Consider the following 22,888-nt stretch of genomic DNA (forward strand, 5'->3'; position numbering starts at 1 on the left):
CTATTCTAATATTCTTAATATTTCATTTTCCTTTTCGGGAAATTTAAATCTAACGAAATGCATAAAATCTCCAACTACCATTCTTTCACGATAAGCTGAAAGAGAGTTTTGAGCAAATGTTTTGACTTTTTCGTAATCATCTGCCCATTTAATCCACGCAACTATATTGATTTCTATAAATTCAATTATTTGTTCGAAATCGTCGGTTGTAATTCCGTAAACATTAACATTATTGCTATGAATCAAAACACCGCTTTTTTCATCGTAACGACTTTCTCGTCTTATGGGTTTGTCTAAAATACGAATTACATGTTCTTCTCCCTTTTTTATATTTTCAGATAGCTGATAAAACTCTGGGAAACGCATATATCCATACGAATCTATTCCTCGCTCTTTTAAATGATTCTTTAATTCAATTGAGGCGAATGATGGTATTATTTCTAAATTCACCCATTCTCCTGGGGTATTACTACCACTAGACCAAAATGCTATTTCAAATTTTATTTTGGTATTTTTTAGAGTGATTTTTGGGCGCGATCTTGCATATTTCCAGCCTTTAGGAATATAATATTCAGCAATTTCATCGCATATAGCCCTAAATATTTCTTTACAAGGCGTATTTTCATTGTAATTGTTTAATACACTACCTTCTTTCCATTCCCATTTCATAATTTTGGTATTGTTGCCAACTCGTTATATCAAGATATTCTATCCATTTATCCCGATCAGATATAAGTTAATACTTAATTCATTTTGTCAAATCTAATTCTATTCTTGAACGTATTCAATGATAAAAATCAGTGCGATTCGTTTATAATCGCGCTGATTTTTTACTTATTGATTTTGAGAGGATTATGAGAGGTCTTCTTCCCTTTCAATCAAATATAGATATTTAAATGAATTAACCGACAAAGTTTCCTACAAGTTTAACGCAATGGTGCTGTATAATCAACGTATTCTTTCGTTTTCTAACCGCTTTAATTATACCTACTGCAACTGTGTCAATGTCCTGTGGTGTTGTGTATTTGCTTATCCCCAAACGAAATGAACCCAGTGCAATGGCCTCATGAGATGTTATCGAGGATATGACATGAGAAGGTTCACTAGAGTTACTGGAACAAGCAGAACCTCCTGTTCTTCTTCACCTTAAAAGCTTCATTTAGCAGGGCTTTACGTGTAAAATCGGAAAACAATGAGAGCTTCCCTATGGGGTACCAGCCCCATATATAAAGGTAAAATACTTGGATTTCTGCCACAATTGCGCAGGCAGTGCAAGGTGAAATAAGTTTTATAAATTTAGTCTAAATCCTCATCGAAGTCATCCGATAAATCTTCTGCCATCTCTGGAGCCTCTTCTTTATCTGATGCATCTGTAGAATCAAAATCTTCCATGGCTTGAACTAAGCGTTTGCCCACTTTCACAAGGTATATGGTATCTTCTGTTTTTACTTCAACAGCCTCTATGACCTCATTTTGAGCATTTCTAAATGAAATAATATCTGAATCGTCATAGCCATCAGGAAATTTATCAATTAGAAGATTTAAAATATCAGTATTCAGTTTTTGGTATTCTACAATTTTACGTATCATGGTTTTTAGTTGATTTAGTTACAGGTTTAATAAATAGGCAAATATTAATGGTGCTACAATGGTGGCATCACTCTCAATTATAAATTTAGGGGTATCGATATCCAGTTTGCCCCAGGTAATTTTTTCGTTAGGCACAGCTCCAGAATACGAGCCATAACTGGTTGTAGAATCGCTTATTTGGCAGAAGTAACTCCAAAAAGGTGTATCTGTGCGCTCCATATCCTGATATAACATGGGCACCACACAAATGGGAAAATCTCCCGCTATGCCTCCTCCTATTTGAAAGAAACCTATCCCATTGTCGGAGTTATCTGTATACCAATCTGCCAAAAATGTCATGTATTCTATTCCCGATTTCATGGTGCTGGCCCTTAATTCTCCTTTAAGCACATAACTTGCGAAAATATTTCCCATGGTACTGTCTTCCCAACCTGGGCAAACTATGGGTAAATTCTTTTCGGCTGCGGCATACATCCATGAATCTTTTAAATCGATTTCATAGTATTCTTCTAACACGCCAGACAATAACATTTTATACATGTATTCGTGCGGTAAATACCGTTCTCCTTGGTCATCTGCGTCTTTCCATATTTTATAAATGTGCTGCTGCAAACGTCTGAAAGCTTCTTCTTCCGGTATACAGGTATCTGTTACACGGTTTAATCCTTTTTCGAGTAATTTCCATTCATCTTGAGGTGTTAAATCCCGATAATTAGGCACGCGTTTGTAGTGTGAATGGGCTACTAAATTCATAATATCTTCTTCCAGATTAGCGCCTGTACAAGAAATTATTTGCACTTTATCCTGCCTAATCATTTCGGCAAAACTTTTGCCCAATTCGGCTGTACTCATGGCTCCCGCCAAAGACACCAACATTTTTGCTCCAGCATTTAATTGGGTCTCATAAGCTTTGGCAGCATCAACTAAAGTCGCCGCATTAAAATGCAGGTAATGGCTTTCAATAAATTGAGAAATTGGTCCTTTAGTAGTTTTCATCATCATCAAATTTTGAATGGTTTATTTTTTGTTTTGAACTGACATTAGTATTATCATAATCATCTTCAGAATCTTCATTTTGAAACTTATAGCTTAGCATTTTATAGTACAATTTTGCAGCAAGAAAATCTGAGGACTTGTCTTTTGTATTCGGACATAATTCAACAATATCAAAACCTACCACGTTTTTTTCTTCAAACACTTGCTTTAAGAAATCTAATGTTTCATACCAAAATAGACCACCTGGTTCTGGAGTTCCGGTACTTGGCATAATTGATGGATCAAGCGCATCCAAATCAAAAGTTATGAATACATTATCTGTCATTTGGTCAATGGCCGAATCCATCCAGTTATCATCAACGGCCATGTCATGAGCAAAATAGGTTTTATCTGTATCCATAACGGTTTTTTCCATGACGTCCATAGATCGAATTCCGACTTGTATTAAATTTGTGGTCTGACTTGCTTCATAAACCGCACAAGCATGATTGCAAGAACTACCATCATAACTTTTTCGCAAATCGGCATGCGCATCCATATGTAAAACGGTTAAGCTCGGATACAATTCATTAAATGCTCTAATGGTACCAATAGAGATAGAATGCTCGCCTCCAAAAATGGTGACAAACTTATTTTTCTTAATGTATTTTTTTGTGAGCTCATGTACGGCTTCCACCATGGCTTCGGGCGATGCATTTTCTGTTATAGCATCCGCCAAAAACACACCCTGTTGGTATACTTCAGAATCTGTTTCTATATCATACAGTTCCATGTTTTTAGAAGCTTCTAAAAAGGCTTCTGGACCTTTGTCTGCCCCTTTTTGCCATGTACTTGTACCATCATAAGGTACTGGTATCAATACAATTTTTGAGTTCTCTAATTTTGCAAATTCTTCTGGAATTCCAGCATAAGTTTTTGTTTTCATTTTTATTGGTCTGCTAATTGTAATTCGGTATTTACATTTTGTTTCGTTTGCGTTTCAGGCTTTTTACCATAGCCTAAAATTTCAAGCAAGTCTTCACTTTTTTGTTGTGCTCTAAATAATTGTGTGGTGATATTGCCATGAGCATCTTTATCAATTAAAATATGCTTGGGCGTTGGTATTAAACAATGTTGTAACCCGCCATAACCTCCTATAGATTCTTGATAAGCGCCAACATTAAAAAAACCTATATATAAGGGTTTATCTTTATGATATTTTGGTAAATAGATAGCATTCATGTGTTGTTCACTGTTGTAATAATCATCACTATCACAGGTTAAACCACCTAATAATACGCGTTCATAGGTGTCTTTCCAACGGTTTATTGGCAACATGATAAAACGCTTGTTAATAGCCCAAGTATCCGGAAGTGTGGTGATGAATGAAGAGTTTATCATATTCCATTTTTCTCTGTCATTTTGCTGCTTTTGATACAAAACCTCATAAATTGCTCCCCCGCTCTCTCCTACTGTAAAACTGCCAAACTCGGTGAAAATATCTGGAACATCAACACCTTCTTCTGCACAGGTTAATTTGATCTGATTCACTATTTCGTCCACTATGTATTCATAATCAAAGTCAAATGCTAAAGAATTTTTTATTGGAAATCCGCCGCCAATATTCAAACTGTTTAGGCTCGGACAAATCTTTTTTAAATTGGTATATACCTTTAAACACTTGGTTAATTCATTCCAGTAATAGGCATTATCATGTATGCCTGTATTGATAAAAAAGTGCAACATTTTAAGCGCTACCTTCTCATTATTCTGAATCTGATTTTTATAGAATGGGACAATGTTTTTGTATCCAATTCCCAATCGTGAAGTGTAAAACTCAAATTTGGGTTCTTCTTCTGAAGCAATACGAATGCCAATATTGAATTTACCATTAACCTCTTGAGACAGTAAATCAATCTCTTCATAATTATCAATAATTGGAATACAATTTAGGTGTCCATTATTGATTAGTCGAGCAATGTTTGTAATGTATTGCGCTCTTTTAAATCCATTGCAGAGTACAAATGCGTTATTTTTTAATTTACCTTCTTCTTTAAGGTTTTCTATGATATTAATATCAAAAGCCGATGACGTTTCAATATGGATGTCATTTTTTAAAGCTTCATTTAAAACATGTTTAAAATGAGAGCTTTTTGTACAGTAGCAATATTGGTAATTCCCCTGGTAATTGTGCTTTACCATTGCTTTTTGAAACCAATGTTTAGCTCTATTTATATTATTAGAAATTTGTGGTAAATAGGTGAATTTTAATGGTGCTCCATAAGTTTCAATCAATGTATTCAGGTCTATATCATGGAAGCGTAAGTGATTGTCCTCGAGGTGGAATTCTTCTTGAGGAAAATCAAACGTTTGATTGATTAAATCAATATATTTTGTATTCATTATAAAAGGATAAAAGTTATTAAAACGCGAAAGCAGGTATGCCTTCCTTAAAGAATTAATAACTTAAAATCAAATCATAATTTGATATTGTGCTTTGGGTACAAAACACAAATTATACGGCGTAGATATATTTTTTATAACGGAAGTTAGCTTTAAATTTCGGTACCTTACTCCGTAAGTTTCTTTTGAATATGACTTCCTAATTTTCAAAAGACCGAACTTATAAACAGTTTTCAATTTGTTCAGCTAAAAGCTCCTATGATAAAAGCTTTTGTATTACAAATAAAATATAAAAAACTGAATAATTGAATTTTTTTTATGGCCTTTCCAAATATATTTCACTGGCTTGCAAACCCATCATATAAAAATTGAAAACGCGCCTAGCTATATTAAAAAACCGGAGCTCATGAAGTGATAGATGACTATTGCACTAGAATAGTCAAAAAGACTATTTAAAATGCTCTGCTCTGCACAAAGAACAATATAATACATTTTTAAGATTTAATTTTCAGTGAAAGATTTCTTGATAAGCTAATTTCCTAATTGATATTAGTCTTAGCCCATTACATAAAAAAATCTATTTGAAATCATTAAAACAAGCGTTTAAAACATCAAAAGCCGTTTCGGCCATTTTATTTGCTTTATTATCTAGCAAAGGGTTGACCTCTGTAAACTCCATGCATTCTACTTTATCCGTTTTTAAAAAGGCGGTAATGATATGCTTGATTTCATCCGGTCTAAATCCAAAGGACACTGGTGTGCCGGTTCCTCTGGAAACATAATCACAATCTAAGCTATCCACATCAAATGTTATGTAAATGGCATCACATTCTGATAGTTTCTCTGTTGCTTCTTTGAGGCAAACATCTATGCCCCTATATCTCATTTCAGATACGGCATAGTTTTTAATGTTTTTAGTTTCAATAAGTGCGTTTTCAGCTGCTTGAGTATCCCTAACACCAAAGTAAATGAGATGTTCTGGAAGAAATTTAGGCGCAGTTGTACCAATATTTTTTAATTGATTCCAGGAGTTAATGGTGTCTTTATCTAGCGCATTAATACGCATGTCCATATTATCTTCTTGCAAGGCTGCCGCAAGAGGCATACCATGAACGTTTCCTGATGGTGATGTATAGGGCGAATGTAAATCGGCATGGGCATCTATCCAAACAATACCTAATTTTGCATTTGGGTTGGCTGCTTTAAATCCTGAAATGGTGCCTAATGCCGAAGAATGATCACCGGATAACACCAAAGGAAACTCCTTGTTTTGAAGAACTTCTTGTACCGTATTTGCAATCCGATTACATTGCTCTACCACAAAACCAATACGCTTAGCAAAAGACTGAGTCACCTTATTGTAAATGGTTTCGTTATGTGTTTTAACATTTACAGCAGGTATTCTATTAAAAAAATCATTTTCTATATTTATTGCTGCAATTTCCATGGCATCAATACCCATGTCTGCACCTCTAGTGCCAGCGCCAATATCTGAACGGTTTTTAATAAGTCTTATGTTTTTCATAAGGCGATAACTTTGCGATTTAAGAACATATAAATAACACCTCCTAATATGAACGAATCTAAAAAATAGGCATGTGTAATTTGAAAGACTTCCTGATATGTAAATAGTGTAATTATTGAACTTATTATCCAACTTAATAAGGCATCATATTTCCATCTTCCAATAGCTTTTAAATCATAATGTTGTTTACTAATAAAGAAAAAATGAATAATATATATAGCCGAAATTGATGGCGCTAATACCCCTAGATATTCTAAGAAGGTGAATAAAAATGAAGAGAATCCAAGCATAGCCAATAGGGTTCCTACAATGCTTGCTGCAATGGCAACATATTTAAATGACCATTTTTCATTGATGGTTGAGAACGTGAGTGTTGCCGAATACAAGTTAGTGGCATTGGTAACCCATGTGGAAATAAACAATAAAACGAACGCAGGAATGACAAGATTGTATGCACTCATAATCTTTATAATATCGACTTCTCCAGTTTGAATGGATGGAATAGCACTTAAAACCAATGCCAATGGTGTGCCTATAGCTATACCCAATACTGCAATTAAGCTCTGTTTATCTGTTTTAATAAACCTTGAAAAATCTGCCATAAGAACCGGAAACAAAATGGCTGCACCTACCAAGATTGATGTGGCTTGAAAGAGTGTCATGTCGCTCCTATTAGGTACATAATTAAATAATTGAGATACTGAGTCTAATTCATTTAGCGTAAGAAATAGAATGTAGATTAAAAAAACAGTTAAAATTGGAATGGCAATATTGGCTAATTTCTGAATACTTTTAATTCCATACACCGTTGTTATTGTGATAAGTAAACTGGATATTATAATAATAAGTTCCTGGGAAATGGTGTACTTAAAGGCACTTAAGGCGGTGTCTTTTATAGCTATAGCCAGCAATTCTAAAGCTACAGCAAACCATCCCACTAGAGTCACTCCAAAAATGAAGTTTACAATTTTAGCACCGTTTGCACCAAAACTGAAATGCAATATCATGTAAGTGGATAAGCGCGAACGATTACCTATTAAGGTTGTTGCCATACACATTATTGTGAGTACCAAGGTAGATACGCCAAAAGCAATCAAAGCTTGTTTTAAACCCAGTCCTAAGGCGATTTCAGAGCCAAGATATAATGTGGGAAGCGAGAGTCCCGTTCCAGCAATAATTAATGCCACGAGCCATCCCGACATAAAATCTTTTGCTTGTACCTTGGTAGTTGCGTATTGATCTTGGCTCTCGGACATAATTAATTGTCGGTTATAAGCGTATTGGCCAGAGCCTTTAATTCTGAATGGCAAACAGCGCCATTATCCGTTATTTGGACATCATCAAAATATATACTTGTTTTCGCCACTACCCCGTCAAAATGAGATTTGGCTTGTTGGCCGAAGGGTGGCATATCCATTGGACTAGTATGTCCAAACCCAAAATCAACACCACCCCAGATACGCTCATCTTCCACCAGTTCACCTGTTATTTTATTGATTTTCGGATTAAACCCGAGCATATTATGAGAAACTTTATACATATTTTCATCATCAAATGTGCTTAAATAGGCTTTAAAGTCTTCAGCTCCTTTACTGCCTTGAACATCACTAATACTACCATTTTTCATTATAAACCTTAAATTATTAAACGCTTCAGCATGTTGTAAATGCTCAAATACAATGGTGCCGTTCATACTCCCAATTTTAGGAACAATATTAACAAAACCAGGTGCTGTTCCAAATTTAGGTTTAGAAAAGTCACCATCATCATAATCTAATAAATAATTCGGATTTAATTCATACGTTACATCTGTTCCATTTTGGCTGGTAATTCTAATGTGATGTGTGCTCTTTAAAAGACTAATGATTTTTACCAGAAATTTTTTAAGTTTCTGAATATCAAAACCTGTGAATACACGATCTAAAGATTCAATAGAACTATCTGCAATAATTAAATAACGTAACTTTTTATTGTTTTTCATGGCTGTTTCCCAGATATCTGAATACAATAAAACCACAGAATTTGCCTCAATCCATACATCCGCTTGACACAATGCTGCAGTAATGGCCTTAGAAGGCCAATCTTTCATACCCGCTTGACTGTCGTTTTCTGCTTTTGGAATTCGCAATATTATTGGAAGTCCTCCTGCATTTTGAGTTGCCATAAATAAGGCATCAATAATGGCTGTATCGGTACCAAAATCGGCTGTAATTGCTACGGTTTCCCCAGGTTTAATCTGAAACATTGTTTCCATTAATGTTTTGGAAAAACGTTCATGCCTTGCAGTAATATGTTTTAACATTATTTTTGTATTGTAAAGGAAGGAAATAAAAAACCTTCCTTATTATGTTTAGCATCAATTAAAATTGACAAATACTTTTTTATTTAAAATTTTACTGAAAGTGCAGTACCAATGGATAGCGGTTGTCCGCGCCATGCCACATCATCTGGACTACCAACAAATTCTCCTGGAGAAAATTCTTGGTAATATTGTTGATCGGTTAGGTTTTTACCCCAAAGATCTAGTTTCCAATTCTTATAAGATAATCCTAGGCGCGCATTTAAAAGTGAATATGCATCAGAGGTATGAATATCTAAATTACTTTCGTGCCAATAGGTTTTTCCGGTAGTATCTAAATTTAAAAAGCCGTTAAATTTTAAAGTCTCCGTTATGTTAAATGAAGATTCTAAGCCAACACCAAAACTACTCACAGGAACAAAAGGCGTTTTATTACCGTTATATTTAGTATTATCAGTTACATCTCCATTTTCACCGCCAGTAGTCCCGCCATCAATAATTTCGGCATCCGCTAAACCAAAATTGGCAAAAATGTCTAAATAGTTGGTTAGTCTAGCACGAGACTCTAATTCAAAACCAAATACTTTACTCTCTTTATAATTATAAACGCCCGCAATAAAAGTATTCAAATCTAAAATATATTGTTGTTGATTCTTTAGTTTCGAATTGAAAACAGAGCCATTAAAAATAAAGCGATCATTCCAAGATGTGGTTTTAAAACCGAGCTCATAATTGTCTGAAGTTTCATCATCAAAACTTCTATTAAACAAATCTGTGGCTTCAGCATTAAACCCGCCATTTCTATACCCTCTGCCATAATTCGCATAAATCAAGACATTTTTTGAAGCTTGATATGATAAGGATACTTTGGGCTGAAATTCATTATTATCACGTTCTGAATTGGTAACAAACAGAAAATCATCCTGCGTGAAATTATCAATATCATATCTAAACCCTGCTGAAACGGTCAGCTTACTCGTTAATTTATAATCTCCAAAACCAAATAGAGCTATCGTTGTCGTTTCATTAATATAATCGGCCGTATCATACTCAGGTGGGTCAAAGCTAAAATCTTCTCCATATTGATAAATATCCTTTTTAATAGTCTGATAAAAACCACCTAAACTCCAATCAAATTTTGAATTGGTGTTTGTATTGTTAACTCTAATTTCTTGGTTGAATGTATTGGTAGTAGCCTCCTCTCCTTGCGTAAATAATGACAGATCAAGAAAATCTAAATCACCAAATGAAGAGCGCTCTACTTTATTAAAAGATGTTAAACTTTGTATCTCTACCTGTCCCAAATTATAATTCATTTTGAAATTCCCATAGTTATTAATCATATCTGATTTACCAAGGACATCGGCAACAATAACATTATTCCCTTTTTTAGGATTTGGATCTAATACACCTCCTGGAAACTCACCTTCAAATCCAATAGGATTAACCGAATAATACGCCGCACCACCGTCTATTTTAAAATATTGATAGGTTGCTGCCACTGTAAAATTATTTGTAAGTCTAGCCTTAATCTGACCTCTAATATTAAAATCTTCTGAGAAGTCTACCTTTTCATTTAAAAATTCATTGGTAAGTAAACCATCAAAAGTTTTGTAGTTTGTTGAAAATCTATAAAACACCTTATCTTTTGCAATGGCGCCTGACGAGACAAATTGCGCTTGAAATTGACCACCATTACCAACTCCCAATTGCACTTTATTAGACATCTTATTGGTTGGGTCTTTAGTATAAATATTTATGGCTCCTCCAATGGCATTTTTTCCGTATAAGGCGCCTTGAGGACCTTTAACGACTTCAACTAGTGCTAAATCATATAAATCCTGACTCAACAAACTAGGATCTGGAATAGTAACCCCATCAATTACAAAAGCCAAAGGAGCATCTCCTCCTCTAACCTGAGGAATACCTCTAACCGTAATAAAATTTAAGCCAACGGCCTGAGCCGTATTAAATTTTAAGTTTGGTACCAAAGTAGAAAAAGAACTAACATCTGTCACTCCAGCACTTTCAATACCTTCCGAATTTAAAGCCGTCACAGATTCTGGTGTGGTTTGAATAGATTCTGTCCGTTTTCTTGATTTACCAATTACACCAGAAAACCCTTGAATGGTTACTTCATCTAAGGATTCTGGAGATTCTTTTAAAACAATATCAATTTGACTTGTTCCATTAATATTAATTTCTTGAGTTTCAAATCCAACATAGGAGCATTGCAAAACGGCATCATTTGAGGATGTGTTAATTTGAAAATTTCCGTTGAAGTCTGAAATGACTCCAGTAGAAGTGCCTTTTTCAAGAATATTTGCTCCTGGAATAGGTTCTCCTGTTTGGTCTGTCACTTTACCTACTACTGTAATTTGTGAGAAAGCGCATGTTGTTATCAATAAGAATAACAATAGAACATTTTTTTTCATTTTCTATGGATTGGTTAAAAATACATTGCTTGCCATAAAAGTAATTATCAGATATTAATTATTATTAATTTTAATTATTATAAATATTTTTAATAATTTTAGTAAATAAATAGGAATTTATGGTAAAGCACGCCTCATCGCTAATTTTAACTGCCGATTATTTTAATGTATTGCTCAATAGAGTACATGAAACCTTTATGTTAAAACATAACATAGTAAAGCTACCTAAAGCTTTTCAGCTCTACGGTTACGGTGCTTTTGATGATGAAATGCCAAGTTTAAAACATGACTTTGAAGCTATTGGTTCCGAATTTATTAACGGAAAATACCTCTATGATAAAACTCGAGAGCTAGAAAAAGGTAAGCATACCATAAAACTGAATCAATATTATAAGGACATTATTCTCCTTTATTTGGGTTATGAGGATATTAAAATGTTTTTAGATGAAAACAAATTATCATCGCCTGAATATGAAAAACAGTATGATTTAATTTATAAGGATAATGACGATCTAACTTATTATTATTTGAACTACTATTTTGGTGAGGACAATACCATCTTAAAAGGACAAACCATTATTTCTAATAACTGGAAAAAGATTCAGCATATCTTTATGTATCCCCTAGAAGATGGTACTTTTAGAGAGCATTACAGTAATGGTAGTATAAAAAGACAAGGAGACACCATTACTATTAAAACCAACACCCTCTCTGGTGACCGATATATTGATGGCGCAAGCGAGATTTATTATATTGGCCATAAATCACTTTCAGACATTAACTATCTCATTGGTACGTATTGCACTTTTGATATTTTCACCAATACCGTGGCTGGACGTTCTATTCTCGAAAAATGTGATAGTAAAAAAATTATGGAGGATAATTCTAAAACCGATGTTATCCCGCCATATATCGCTTTAGAGATAAGAAATAAACGTATTGTTAATCATAGTTTTGTTCCTAGAAATGCTTTGGAATTATCCAATAATAGTCCATATGCTTCTTTGTATGGGCAATTACCCGGAACGTATACCTTAACCTTTTCCTTTGATGATGGATTTAAAGACACTCTAAAATTCAAAATTTCTCCTACCGATTATCAAATTATTACTTTGACTGAAAACGTATATATCGAAAAAGATAGATTTGAATTGCTAAACAAAGGCTCTGTAGTGAACTTTAGATTCAGTTTTTCAGGCATTATAGCCTTGGATAGAGTGAATATCTACTTTAAAACCTATTATTTAAAAAACAAGAGTGGTACACAGGAGGGGGTTTTTAGCGGTATTGATAATGAAAACAGACTTGTAAATGGGAGTTTGGTTGTCAATTATGTTCAGAACTAATTATACCTTTCCAGACAAATTATACTTCCCTCGTACCTTGACTCATGAAAAGTGTTTAGTTGTGTTAATCATGTTTGAGAAACCAAGAGGAGTTAGTAAAGCACGCGATATATTCAAGTGCTTTGGCAAACATTAATTAAAATAGCATTTTTAGACGATAGTTGACATAATTATTGAAATAATAATTAATAGAAATTATATGAAGCTAATAGTGTCTCCTTTGTTGCGTTTTTTATTATTCAGCTCTAGCTTATTTTAAACATCTAACCGGGACACGATTGTTTAAAACAAAAAATCTAATCCTTTACCCTTTTTTTTATAAAAGGTTTCTTCTTTGGAGAAACAATTTTACCCTTGCTATTTACAACTTGAAAGTAGCTGTATTTTAAGGTAATTGTTTCTATTAGAATTTGACCTTCTTCGGCATTTAAAGGAGAAAGGCTCCACCCAACAGGTATGGCTTTTACAACCTGCCATTGACTCACCACCTCAAATCTTGAATTGAACAAGTTTATACTAAGGTTTTCGGGTGTTAATATTTTATTGTTAACGGCATTCATACACCAAGCAACAATGTTTGAATCTGGCCGGTAGGCTCTTTTTAAGATTAGAACATCAAACTCTGAAAGCCAAGCTTTTTTGGATATATCTTTTGTAATCTGCGCATGAAGTCCTTCAACAGATTGAAAATGCCTATCTGAGTTAAAATCATTATTTGTAAAATCTACGGTGAATTGAAAATTACGTAAAGCATCTCCCATAACTAATCACTTTCAACAGATAAACCTTCATGTACAACTTCAATGGTTTCAATAGCTACTTCATTTCCTGTAGCCTTTAGACTGGGTGATTGTACTTTGGAAGGCCAAGCATTTCGTAGTTTCCAGGTGATAATGGGTTCGTGTTCATTATTTAAGGCAGAGATTAATAAATCGCGCCTAAAATCATCATGAAAGATCATTTTCCACCATTCATAAAACTCAATATCACCTTGAAAAGTCCCGCGTTTCAAAGTGACATTAGAATATTTGGCAAGCCCGGGTTGCTTTCGTTTATGGTAGCCTCTATCAGAACCTTCTCGGTATTCAATAACTTCGGTTTCAAAATCAAGTCCTAAAACTTCAGTAAACCCAATTTTGGTTCCGCCCCACTCTACTTTAAAATGAAATTTTTTTATCGGATAATTTTTATGATCTGGCATAATGTGTTGATTTACAGTCAGAAATTAGCTAAAATTAAAACATGAATATAGTGATTTTTCTATTAGTCTGAAAGAGATTTCTCTACTAGTGCAGTTCCATTAACTTCTATTGTTATACATTTTAACAGAATTAATGCTTTGTCGTAGCGTTATGGCAATATTATAAAACTATTAATATTCTATATAGAAAGTGTGAAACTGAAATAAAACAACTTTCTTAGATAAAAAAATGAGTTGACCATATTTGTAGACATGGATGATGTACTAGATGATACTTTCAGAAAGCATTTAGAATGGTATAATAGAGATTTTAATGAAAACCTAAGACGTGAAGATATTGTTTCAGGAGAAGTTCATGAAAATGCGCCTTTAGAGAGACAACATAGTATTAAGCAACTTGTGGAAGCGCGATTCTAATATAACCTTTGTTTTTGGCTTATGTGCTTTGTCAGGTATTACAGAGTCCTCACTGAAACCTTTAACTGAATTACCTTTATTTGATTCTTCAGTACTGCTTTTAGATGGGTTTATCATAAGTCTCTTGCTAAATTTCTTAAATCATCTAATTAATTAATTATGGTACTACCAACCTTAATTAAATTTACAATTTTCAATTTTACAAAACCATCATTATTTGTTAAAACACAAGTTCAGACTATTTTCTTCAAATACTACAAGTAACATTATGAGGCAGTTGTACCCAAACCATTCTTTAATGAATTATTTTAAGTTATTTTTGTTAAACACTGTTGCAAGAACTTTCGCTTTTACCAAAGTTTGAGTTGCATTATAAATAATTTTTGGATAAGCAGCATAACTCCGATAAATATCAGTATGATGTGATTTGTTTTCATAGATGAACTTATTGTACAAAGGCAGGTATTACTGTTTCAAAAATTGGCGTCATAATTTTATCATCATCTCTATCATAGCCTGAAATGACTATGGTTAAATCTAATGCTTCCACAACAATGACGCGTTGTCCGCCGCCACCCCAAGCCAATGTGGCATCATAGGTTTTATCTCCGACAGTTACCGGCGTATGGTACCAAAAATAGCCATAAGAATAGTGCTTAGGCATCCAATCTATGGCAGGTTTTACCAAGCCGCTCGTAGCGTTCTTAAGATACTTTACTGAAATAAGTTGTTCACCGTTTAGTTGGCCTTTATTTAGCACCAAATTCCCTAATTTAACCATATCACGAGACATGATGCTTGCACGCCAACCGGCTTCTGGTAAACCACTTATATGGTTTGACCATTTGTAATTGGTAATGCCTAACTTGTCAAATAGCTCAGTTTTAATAAAATCTTGAGCTGTTCCTGGAACCACTGCGTCTATAACGCTCATCACTAAGATAGGATTGTAATTACCATACAAATAGGTTTGAGATTCATCCGTGATTGGTTTACTTTCCTCAAGCAGTGCCTGTACCAGTCCTTGCCCTTTTAAACGTGTTGAATCTGTCTTTATCACCTGCCATTTATCTGGATCTATGTTCAACCCACCATGCATAGTCAATGCCTTATGAAGGGTCATTTTTTCATATCCCTTAGTAAGGGTTTCCGTATTTACATCTTTTAGAAAATGCGTCAAAGGCTTATGAAGATCTTCCATGGATAAGTACCCCATTTGTATGGCTCTACCCAAAACTAAACTGGTATATCCTTTTACAGCAGAGGCTTGGCCATGTGGCAAATTAATTCGACCTTTTTTATAATAGGACTCAAAAACTAGTTTGTTTTTGTGCGAAATGAGTAAGGCATCATAGTTTCCATAGTTACCGTCGAATATGGCTTTCGACAAATTGAGGAAGGCGTCTCTGTCTTTACTATTCACTGCTAATGTATCGACTAAAATGCCATCGTTTCTGTCTTCAGGTGTTGTTGTTACATATGGGTTGTTTAGGTGCGGCATATCCCAAAACGAGACGTCATAGTTATCAGGGACAACCGGACTCAATAAGGTTGACAACCAGGCTACACTGTGGACGGCAGTGGTAGGGAACGCCGTGCCATGGTCTCCAGGAATCACTTCTTTTTTTACAGACAAACCATTATCTCTTCGTTGCTTTAATAATTTAACAAAGGCGTCTATTGGTTCAGTCACCTCTGCTTTTTCTTGTGAGCCATAGGCGACATAAACATTGGCTTTCAGACTTGAGTTTACATCTGATGCATCAAAAGGTCCAAATTTGGTATTAAGTTCAGATAAATAATCAATTTCACCTTTAAGCGTTGGACTTCCTATGATGTAATTATTAAAAGTGTCCGGTTGAGTCAAAAGTATGTATGCGCCAAATTCACCACTGAGTGAATACCCAAAATAAGTACGGCTGTTTGGATCTGTGCGATACGTATTTTCAACATATTTAATGACATCATTACGAATAAAATCTACGTGCTTATTAGCTTGCCCAAATTGATATTTATTTTGAATTTCAGGATTACTGTGTTTACTCATAGAGTAATCACGAAAACGACTCAAATGGGCTCCTACATCCTTTTTGAGGGCTTCATTGACATCCAATTGCCATGAAATTCCAACTAGAATAACATCTTCCAGCATATACTCCGTAGAGCCAGATAGCATTTCTAAATGCCAGTTGGCATCTGTGTAGTAAATGACTGGATAGTGTTTATTATTGTGCTCAGAATAATCTTCAGGCAATTCTATATATAGCTCATAGTTTCTCGCGTTCTTAACATCTTTTATGGGAACCACCTGGATTTGTGGTAATACTAAGGCCGATCCAATTGCGGGCGACGGAAATGCTTTAATACTATTTCCCTGGGCATAAACTCTATTTGAAATTATAAGGATTAACAGAACTATTAGTTTACTTGCTTTCATATTTATCTACTTTATTAGTGGCTTAACTTCTATAAATGTTGAATAAAAGTAATTTAAAATTCAGGTTGAATTTCTTAAAGATGATAATTTGAATATTTTAATGACAAAACCATTTCGTCATTGATATGACGCTTTTATAAAGAAAATAGGACGATTTGTTTTTATAGATAGTATATTTATTAGCTATTAAAAGATCGCATGTTTAAAACTTTGTTAAAGAATACACTACTGCTAAATATTAGTGCCTTTTTAATGGTACTCATTCTAGAAATATTAAGTGTTTGGGCCATTAAAGATCGATTTGATACGGATTATTTGTTCTACATGCATAGTGTCAATTTCACGGTTTTCATTATGGGTACTATATGGATTAATCATTTTATTTTAATACCATATGTTTTCGATAAGAAACGTTATTTGTTATATGCATTGCTACTTATTCTAATTGTATTTCTAGGCGCCTATTTAAAAGGCTATGCTAAGAATGGCTGGTATGGGGTTTCTAAAATGTTCTTTTTTCTTATTTATACGACTGGGTCAGGCATGGCCGCTTACTTTGTAAGAAGAAATATCATTTTTAGAAGAGAAAATGAAGAGAAAGAAAAATTGCAAAAAGAGATGGAGCTTAATTATTTAAAAGAACAGGTAAATCCTCATTTTCTGTTCAATTCTCTAAATAGTATTTATGCACTTTCCAGACAACAATCACCTGAGACTCCTGAGGTGGTCATGCAGCTATCAGAATTAATGCGTTATCAACTAGAAAGTTCAAAAAAAGAAACGGTTTTACTCAAAGAAGAGCTTGAGTTTATAGAAAATTATCTACTGCTCGAAGAGAAAAGATTAAGTAAACGTTGTACTGTTGAATTTTTAATTGAAGGCAATCTTGCAGGCTTAAAAATTTCTCCAATGTTACTGATCACCTTTGTTGAAAATGCCATTAAACATGGCGCTCAAAGTACGAATGAACCGAGTAGTATTGATATCTCAGTGATTGTAAAAAATGCCACACTCTATTTTTGTGTCAAAAATTCTAAGCCTAGCTTAATACCTGATTCGAAAAGAAAAGGCTTTGGTCTTGAAAATGTTAAAAGACGATTGCAACTATTGTATCCTAACGCACACGCGTTAGAAATTAAAGATTCAGATAAAATTTATCTTGTAAATTTATCTGTTGATTTGGCAATTTCAAATTAAAATAATTATAATGATTAGAGTTGGCATTGTAGATGACGAGATACTAGCGCGGGAAGTGTTAGAAGAATATTGTTCTAAAATTAACAATTTTGAACTCATTTTAAGTACGGGTAATCCGCTTGAGTTTATCAATTTTATGCAACAAAATGATCTAGATCTGGTCTTTCTAGATATTGAAATGCCCGAACTTAATGGCATGGAAATTTTGCGTTCTATGATAAGACCTCCTAAGGTTATCTTAACTACCGCCTACTCAGAATTTGCATTAGAAAGTTATAATTATGGTGTTGTAGATTATTTATTAAAACCCATAAAAATAGAACGGTTTTTGAAGGCCATAAACAAAGTTACTGCTTCAAAACTTACAGACTCTAAACAACGTAGTGGCAGTGAAGACCTCCAAATTAAACATGATGGAATGCCCGTTAATATTCCATTCTATTCCATACTATATATTCAAAGTTTTGGTAATTATTTGAAAATTTTCACCGATTCAAGAATGTATCTTATAGCTGACACATTAATAAATATCACCACACTATTATCTGAAAATTTCCAACGCACCCATAAATCATATATTGCCAATTTAAATAGAGTATCCAAAGCAAGTAGAACACATTTACTAATTGAAGCGGATAAAGTTCCAGTAAGTGCAATGTATAAAGTTGTTGTTTCAAAAAAACTGGAAGCTTTAGCGAAATTATAATGGAGTTCTTGGATCTGTAACTTGACCTTATAACCATATTATAGAAACTTAAATATTTAATTCTACAGAATACACGGTCATCGCGTCTTCGTGTAATACAGGCACATTTAAAAAATGTCTACCCATTCAAGCCCAGTAAAATAAGGGCTTTATTGATTTGTTTTGGACCAGATATACCCTACCCGATGTTACTTCTTAAATGTTAAAATATGTTAATTCATTACTTTGCTATGCATAGTACTGTAACAAAATATATTTATAGTCGTCTATCTTATATAACCGAAATATTTTAACCATAAAACAAAGATTATGAGAACTTTAAACAACAATCAAATTTCAGAAACTTTAAACAGCACTAAAAGCTATCAATGGAATAGCAAAAGACGCTTTAGATAAACAAAACCTTTCATCAATCAAAAAAACGATAATCATGAGAACTTTAAACAACAACCAAATTTCAGAAACTTTAAACAGCACCAAAAGCTATCATTGGAATAGCAAAAGACGCTTTAGATAAACAAAACCTTTCATCAATCAAAAAACGACAATCATGAGAACTTTAAACAACAACCAAATATCAGAAACTTTAAACAGCACTAAAAGCTATCATTGGAATAGCAAAAGACGCTTTAGATAATTAAAAACTTTCATCAATCAATCAATCAATCAATCAATCAATCAATCAAGCCATGAACACAATCAAAACATTTCTATTCATCGTACTCATTAGTTTTAACAGTCCTGTTGAGGCGAAAACAACGCTTCCACCAAATGACTTTACATCTGTTACCCAGCAAATTGAAACCTTGTTAAAAGCATCAGAAACCACAATTTATGAAGACATTGTAGTCGCCATAAAATTTAAAATAGATGACAACAATAAGATTACAGTGATCTCTAACAACTCCAACAGTGAAGGACTTACACGATTTATAAAAAAAAGATTAAATGAAAAAGAACTTTATATAGACCAAGACAACAATTACAGGTTTTATACTATTTCGATACAATTTCTTTCGACTATTTATTAATTAAAACATTTTTAAGAATATAAAAAGGGCGTTACAAGTTTGCCTTGTAACGCCTTTCTTCTATTTTATATCTCGATATGACCCTATATCCTAAGTGTAATCTATTGACTCATTTAATGCATTTCTTTTTCCTTTTAGATCATATTACTTAATCAAGTTTTCGGTGCCTAACCCAAGACCTTGAATATTTTCTATAGCCTCAGAGATATTAACCTTAAGTCGTTTTACTCGAGATTTATCCATATATAACACAGCCCCAGACCAAGGATTTGGAGCACCTGGTACGTAAACAACTACTTTATTATTGGTAGTTTCCTCTATTTCAAAACAAAGTTGTTCACTATCATCGAAAGCAACGAGAACAGGAATAAAATTCTCAGAGGCTTTTTTTGTTGTACTCATACTATCCATAAATCCTTTCAGTATTGGGTATCCAGGCAGTTTTACAAGTATTTTGTTTTCAATGCCCTTTTGAGTTTTCTTCATTATTTTGCCAGTGGACAGTATTCCGGCGAGAAAACAGATTACAAGTAGTAAAAGAACAACTAATATATTGGCCACGGCAATACCTCCAATACTATCTAAGGGTATAAGCTTATCCATGGGTGTCGCAAGCAATACTAAAAATTCATAAAACTTGGCCCCTATTATTACCAGTACAATGATGGGTATTAAAAATAAGACGCCCGCAATTACTGTGTTTCTTAAATATTTAATCATAACCTATATTTTTTTTAAACTAATTATTATGTGAAATATGCCCAGTGCCTACTTAAATTGTGAATGACACTTATGAGAATTTAATATCCTACATTTTTAACCTTCTCAAATTAGATTGACCTAATTCTAAAACTAACTTAAATCTATCTCTTTTCATTTGTAATGGTATTATTATAGCCAAAACTATATTTTGCAGAAACTTGCAACCTATTGAAACTCCCGTTAATACTATTATTTGCTAACCCTCTATAGCCATGCATTAGTTCTACACCAAACATGAGTTCTGGTGCTGGGGTATATTTTATATTTGCAGAAAGACTATAAGCGTTATCATTAGCCTGTTCACCAACAAGCGTCAAATCATTAAAAGCCTTATAAACTGAAACATTTACACTGGAGGACCATCGTTTTGGCTTCCAGAAATGATTATAGGCAATATATCCGTTTAAAGATTGAATCCCATGTATATTCTCATTTTCATCAATAACCCCGCCCGCAACAAAGCCTAAAGCGGTATATCTACCTAAGCCTGTACCATAAGTAGTCATAAATCTAAGATCTGAACCACGATTACCAATAAAAATTTTGCCACCAGCAGATAGGCCCAATACATATTTGGTTTTCACCTCATCTTTATCTACCGTTTTACCACTTAATACTCTATTTAGAAAAGATACTCCTAAAAATCCACGGCTTAGCGTAATATTTCTTCTTATAACCACATCAGGTATCACTTCTTTTTCTGTTTCCACGATAGCAGGGTCTTTAAATCCCATAAGTGTAGTTTCTGGGTTTTCAATTGAAAATTGCCAATTATTGTAGGTGTACCTAATTTGAACTTGTCTATTAAATACAAGACCTTCAGCGGCACCCGAAAAATCCAGATCGTCTGGTACTACCACAATCATAAAAGTTGACCAGGTTTGCCCTATTAATAAATTCCCCCATTCAAAATAAAAATGCCTTAAACGTGGTGCAAAGGAATTACTCACGCGCTCATTGCCTTGCGCCGATAACAAAAAATCAACTTCAACAAAACCATGTATATCTTCTCCTAGAAGTGTTGTTTTTACGTCAAAATTGAATCGGGATTCCTTAACATGAAAGTCTAAATTAAAATTCTCATCGCTGGACCCCACGGGTATTTGACCAGGTAAATGAATATCTTTTAACGGGCTATCTTTACCCACATCCCCATTATTATAAATAGAATTAATAAAGTCTGCCTTAATATAGCCTCCAAATTTAAAGATTGTTTTATTGCCCTTGTTATCAGTGTTTTGAGCCCATAATATTGCCCCTAGGCAAAGAAAAATAATGCAAATAAAGTATTTCTCATTTGATTAGTTTACAATGCAATTCTACTTCTAATACCATAAATAAAAATGGAATTTTGTTGTTCATTTAGCGCAGGATTTACAACGAATTGTACATCTGGGGTTATCGCAATTTTTTGAGACAATTGAAGACGATAAAACAACTCAAAGGTATGCTGATCTTCAGCAACTCCAAACGTAGTTTCATTAGTTTGGCCCCAACTATACCCAAAACTTAATAAATGACCACCTGGCTTGGGTTGATAACCAACACCAACAGCCAAGGCTTTCTGTAAAAAGCTTCCAGCATCTTCAGTGTAAGCAAAACGTACAAAGGGCAACCAAGTCTCATTAATATATTTAGTTCCTGAGAGCACAAATCCCCAGCCATCCGGATCACCAGTAGCAGCGGTCTCGTCTCTTTGCCAAAATGTAGCATGTATATTATCTAAAACAATATAATCTTTGGCAGAGGTGATACCAAATTCTAGATGTTTGAAATATTCGTTTTTGTTAAAAAAAGTATCGAAGCCTTCAAAAACATTCGCTGTATTTCCGTTTTGATCGGCAATACCTGCAATAGCATAAATATTCTTGGTTATCCAACCACCAACACCTAAACCTAAATAGCCGTCGTTAGGTACATTAACAGCTGCTACACCAGTAGAAAAACTAAAATTCATAAAATGCATCCAAGGACTGGCAAGGGCGTAAACATCTAAGAAATCGGTAATATCTAAAAAGCCAACAACAATAGATAGCCTCCCATTAGCCAAACGTTGCCGCCAATATAAATTTTGAGTTCTATAACCAGTGTCGTTAAATGGAGCCCCTATTAAACCAGCATAACCCATATCTAAACCGAGACTTGACAATGGAATGGTGCTGTATTTATGACGATGTTCTAGTTTATAAATTAAAGCACCAGAATTACCGGATTCCTTACCAACGAGATCCCAAGAACCATAAAATCGAAATACGCCAGCACCGGCATCACCCTCACCTATTTTAGAATTTGTTCCAAAATAAGCACTATTGTAATCCAAGGCAAAGTTTAACCCCGTCTTATCTTTTAGGTTTTTCTTAAAATCAAAATAAGGATCAAGAAATGGAAATTCTAATACGGGCTGTTTTGTTTCACTATCTATGGCCAATCGATTATCAACTTGATCTACACTACCCAATTTGGGAATAGAGTCATTTTCTTGTGCACTTAGCTGATTGGAAAAAATAAGTATGCTAACAATAAATAGAATTTTAATATTTCTCATTTTTTACATGTTACCGATT

The 22,888-nt window shown here is 33.9% G+C and carries 20 protein-coding genes; 5 read left to right on the forward strand and 15 right to left on the reverse strand.

Annotated features, from left to right (window positions below; translation table 11 throughout):
* The 9 genes from IE051_RS01710 to IE051_RS01750 form a co-directional block, all read right to left on the reverse strand.
* On the reverse strand, window positions 1-669 hold the full coding sequence (locus IE051_RS01710; RefSeq protein ID WP_189358860.1) for a hypothetical protein: 669 nt from the start codon (window positions 667-669) through the stop codon (window positions 1-3).
* 627 nt (window positions 670-1,296) lie between these two features.
* On the reverse strand, window positions 1,297-1,590 hold the full coding sequence (locus IE051_RS01715) for a hypothetical protein (RefSeq protein ID WP_189358862.1): 294 nt from the start codon (window positions 1,588-1,590) through the stop codon (window positions 1,297-1,299).
* Between the two features lie 18 nt (window positions 1,591-1,608).
* Complete coding sequence (locus IE051_RS01720; protein WP_189358865.1) at window positions 1,609-2,586, reverse strand: deoxyhypusine synthase family protein; 978 nt, start codon at window positions 2,584-2,586, stop codon at window positions 1,609-1,611.
* Window positions 2,573-3,511 carry an agmatinase gene (gene speB, locus IE051_RS01725; RefSeq protein ID WP_189358867.1) on the reverse strand — a complete coding sequence of 313 codons (939 nt, stop codon included), beginning with the start codon at window positions 3,509-3,511 and terminating at the stop codon, window positions 2,573-2,575. The genes IE051_RS01720 and speB overlap by 14 nt, the downstream gene beginning before the upstream one ends.
* Window positions 3,512-3,513: 2 nt before the next feature.
* Window positions 3,514-4,968 (reverse strand): arginine decarboxylase, encoded by a 1,455-nt coding sequence (locus tag IE051_RS01730; protein ID WP_189358869.1) that lies wholly within the window; start codon window positions 4,966-4,968, stop codon window positions 3,514-3,516.
* A 577-nt stretch (window positions 4,969-5,545) separates the two neighbouring features.
* A complete protein-coding gene (locus IE051_RS01735; protein ID WP_189358871.1) occupies window positions 5,546-6,493 on the reverse strand; it encodes an arginase in 948 nt (315 codons plus the stop codon).
* Window positions 6,490-7,749: a purine-cytosine permease family protein gene (locus IE051_RS01740; protein ID WP_189358873.1), complete on the reverse strand. Its 1,260-nt coding sequence runs from the start codon at window positions 7,747-7,749 to the stop codon at window positions 6,490-6,492. The genes IE051_RS01735 and IE051_RS01740 overlap by 4 nt, the downstream gene beginning before the upstream one ends.
* Before the next feature lie 2 nt (window positions 7,750-7,751).
* Window positions 7,752-8,738 (reverse strand): 2,5-dihydroxypyridine 5,6-dioxygenase NicX family protein, encoded by a 987-nt coding sequence (locus IE051_RS01745; RefSeq protein WP_189358875.1) that lies wholly within the window; start codon window positions 8,736-8,738, stop codon window positions 7,752-7,754.
* A gap of 140 nt (window positions 8,739-8,878) precedes the next feature.
* Entirely contained in the window at window positions 8,879-11,227 is a 2,349-nt protein-coding gene (locus IE051_RS01750) for a TonB-dependent receptor (protein ID WP_189358877.1), read from the reverse strand.
* 119 nt (window positions 11,228-11,346) lie between these two features.
* Here IE051_RS01750 and IE051_RS01755 point away from each other — a divergent pair, with 119 nt between their 5' ends.
* A complete protein-coding gene (locus tag IE051_RS01755; protein WP_189358879.1) occupies window positions 11,347-12,573 on the forward strand; it encodes a hypothetical protein in 1,227 nt (408 codons plus the stop codon).
* Between the two features lie 296 nt (window positions 12,574-12,869).
* On the opposite strand, the gene IE051_RS01760 is transcribed toward IE051_RS01755, so the two are convergent.
* Together IE051_RS01760 and IE051_RS01765 are read right to left on the reverse strand one after the other, a co-directional pair.
* Complete coding sequence (locus IE051_RS01760; RefSeq protein ID WP_189358881.1) at window positions 12,870-13,334, reverse strand: phage tail protein; 465 nt, start codon at window positions 13,332-13,334, stop codon at window positions 12,870-12,872.
* Between the two features lie 2 nt (window positions 13,335-13,336).
* Window positions 13,337-13,774, reverse strand: a complete 438-nt coding sequence (locus tag IE051_RS01765) for a phage tail protein (RefSeq protein ID WP_189358883.1) — start codon at window positions 13,772-13,774, stop codon at window positions 13,337-13,339.
* A gap of 234 nt (window positions 13,775-14,008) precedes the next feature.
* Between IE051_RS01765 and IE051_RS01770 the strand changes: the two genes are divergently transcribed.
* Window positions 14,009-14,191 (forward strand): 5' nucleotidase, NT5C type, encoded by a 183-nt coding sequence (locus IE051_RS01770; RefSeq protein WP_189358885.1) that lies wholly within the window; start codon window positions 14,009-14,011, stop codon window positions 14,189-14,191.
* A 445-nt stretch (window positions 14,192-14,636) separates the two neighbouring features.
* Here the strand turns inward: IE051_RS01770 and IE051_RS01775 are convergent, their stop codons facing one another.
* Window positions 14,637-16,628 carry a serine hydrolase gene (locus IE051_RS01775; protein ID WP_189358887.1) on the reverse strand — a complete coding sequence of 664 codons (1,992 nt, stop codon included), beginning with the start codon at window positions 16,626-16,628 and terminating at the stop codon, window positions 14,637-14,639.
* Window positions 16,629-16,826: 198 nt separating this feature from the next.
* Here IE051_RS01775 and IE051_RS01780 point away from each other — a divergent pair, with 198 nt between their 5' ends.
* The 3 genes from IE051_RS01780 to IE051_RS01790 all read left to right on the forward strand — a co-directional run bounded on the left by IE051_RS01780 (window position 16,827) and on the right by IE051_RS01790 (window position 19,562).
* Window positions 16,827-17,825 (forward strand): sensor histidine kinase, encoded by a 999-nt coding sequence (locus IE051_RS01780; RefSeq protein ID WP_189358889.1) that lies wholly within the window; start codon window positions 16,827-16,829, stop codon window positions 17,823-17,825.
* 10 nt (window positions 17,826-17,835) lie between these two features.
* Window positions 17,836-18,531 carry a LytR/AlgR family response regulator transcription factor gene (locus tag IE051_RS01785; RefSeq protein ID WP_189358891.1) on the forward strand — a complete coding sequence of 232 codons (696 nt, stop codon included), beginning with the start codon at window positions 17,836-17,838 and terminating at the stop codon, window positions 18,529-18,531.
* Window positions 18,532-19,220: 689 nt separating this feature from the next.
* Window positions 19,221-19,562, forward strand: a complete 342-nt coding sequence (locus tag IE051_RS01790) for a hypothetical protein (protein WP_189358893.1) — start codon at window positions 19,221-19,223, stop codon at window positions 19,560-19,562.
* Window positions 19,563-19,706: 144 nt separating this feature from the next.
* Here the strand turns inward: IE051_RS01790 and IE051_RS01795 are convergent, their stop codons facing one another.
* From IE051_RS01795 to IE051_RS01805, 3 genes are all read right to left on the reverse strand, one after another.
* Entirely contained in the window at window positions 19,707-20,282 is a 576-nt protein-coding gene (locus IE051_RS01795; RefSeq protein ID WP_189358895.1) for a DUF502 domain-containing protein, read from the reverse strand.
* 143 nt (window positions 20,283-20,425) lie between these two features.
* Window positions 20,426-21,472: a DcaP family trimeric outer membrane transporter gene (locus IE051_RS01800; protein ID WP_189358897.1), complete on the reverse strand. Its 1,047-nt coding sequence runs from the start codon at window positions 21,470-21,472 to the stop codon at window positions 20,426-20,428.
* A gap of 158 nt (window positions 21,473-21,630) precedes the next feature.
* Window positions 21,631-22,869: a carbohydrate porin gene (locus IE051_RS01805; RefSeq protein WP_189358900.1), complete on the reverse strand. Its 1,239-nt coding sequence runs from the start codon at window positions 22,867-22,869 to the stop codon at window positions 21,631-21,633.
* Window positions 22,870-22,888 lie beyond the last annotated feature (19 nt).

This window comes from Algibacter mikhailovii, assembly GCF_014651495.1.
Classification (GTDB): Bacteria; Bacteroidota; Bacteroidia; order Flavobacteriales; family Flavobacteriaceae; genus Algibacter_E; species Algibacter_E mikhailovii.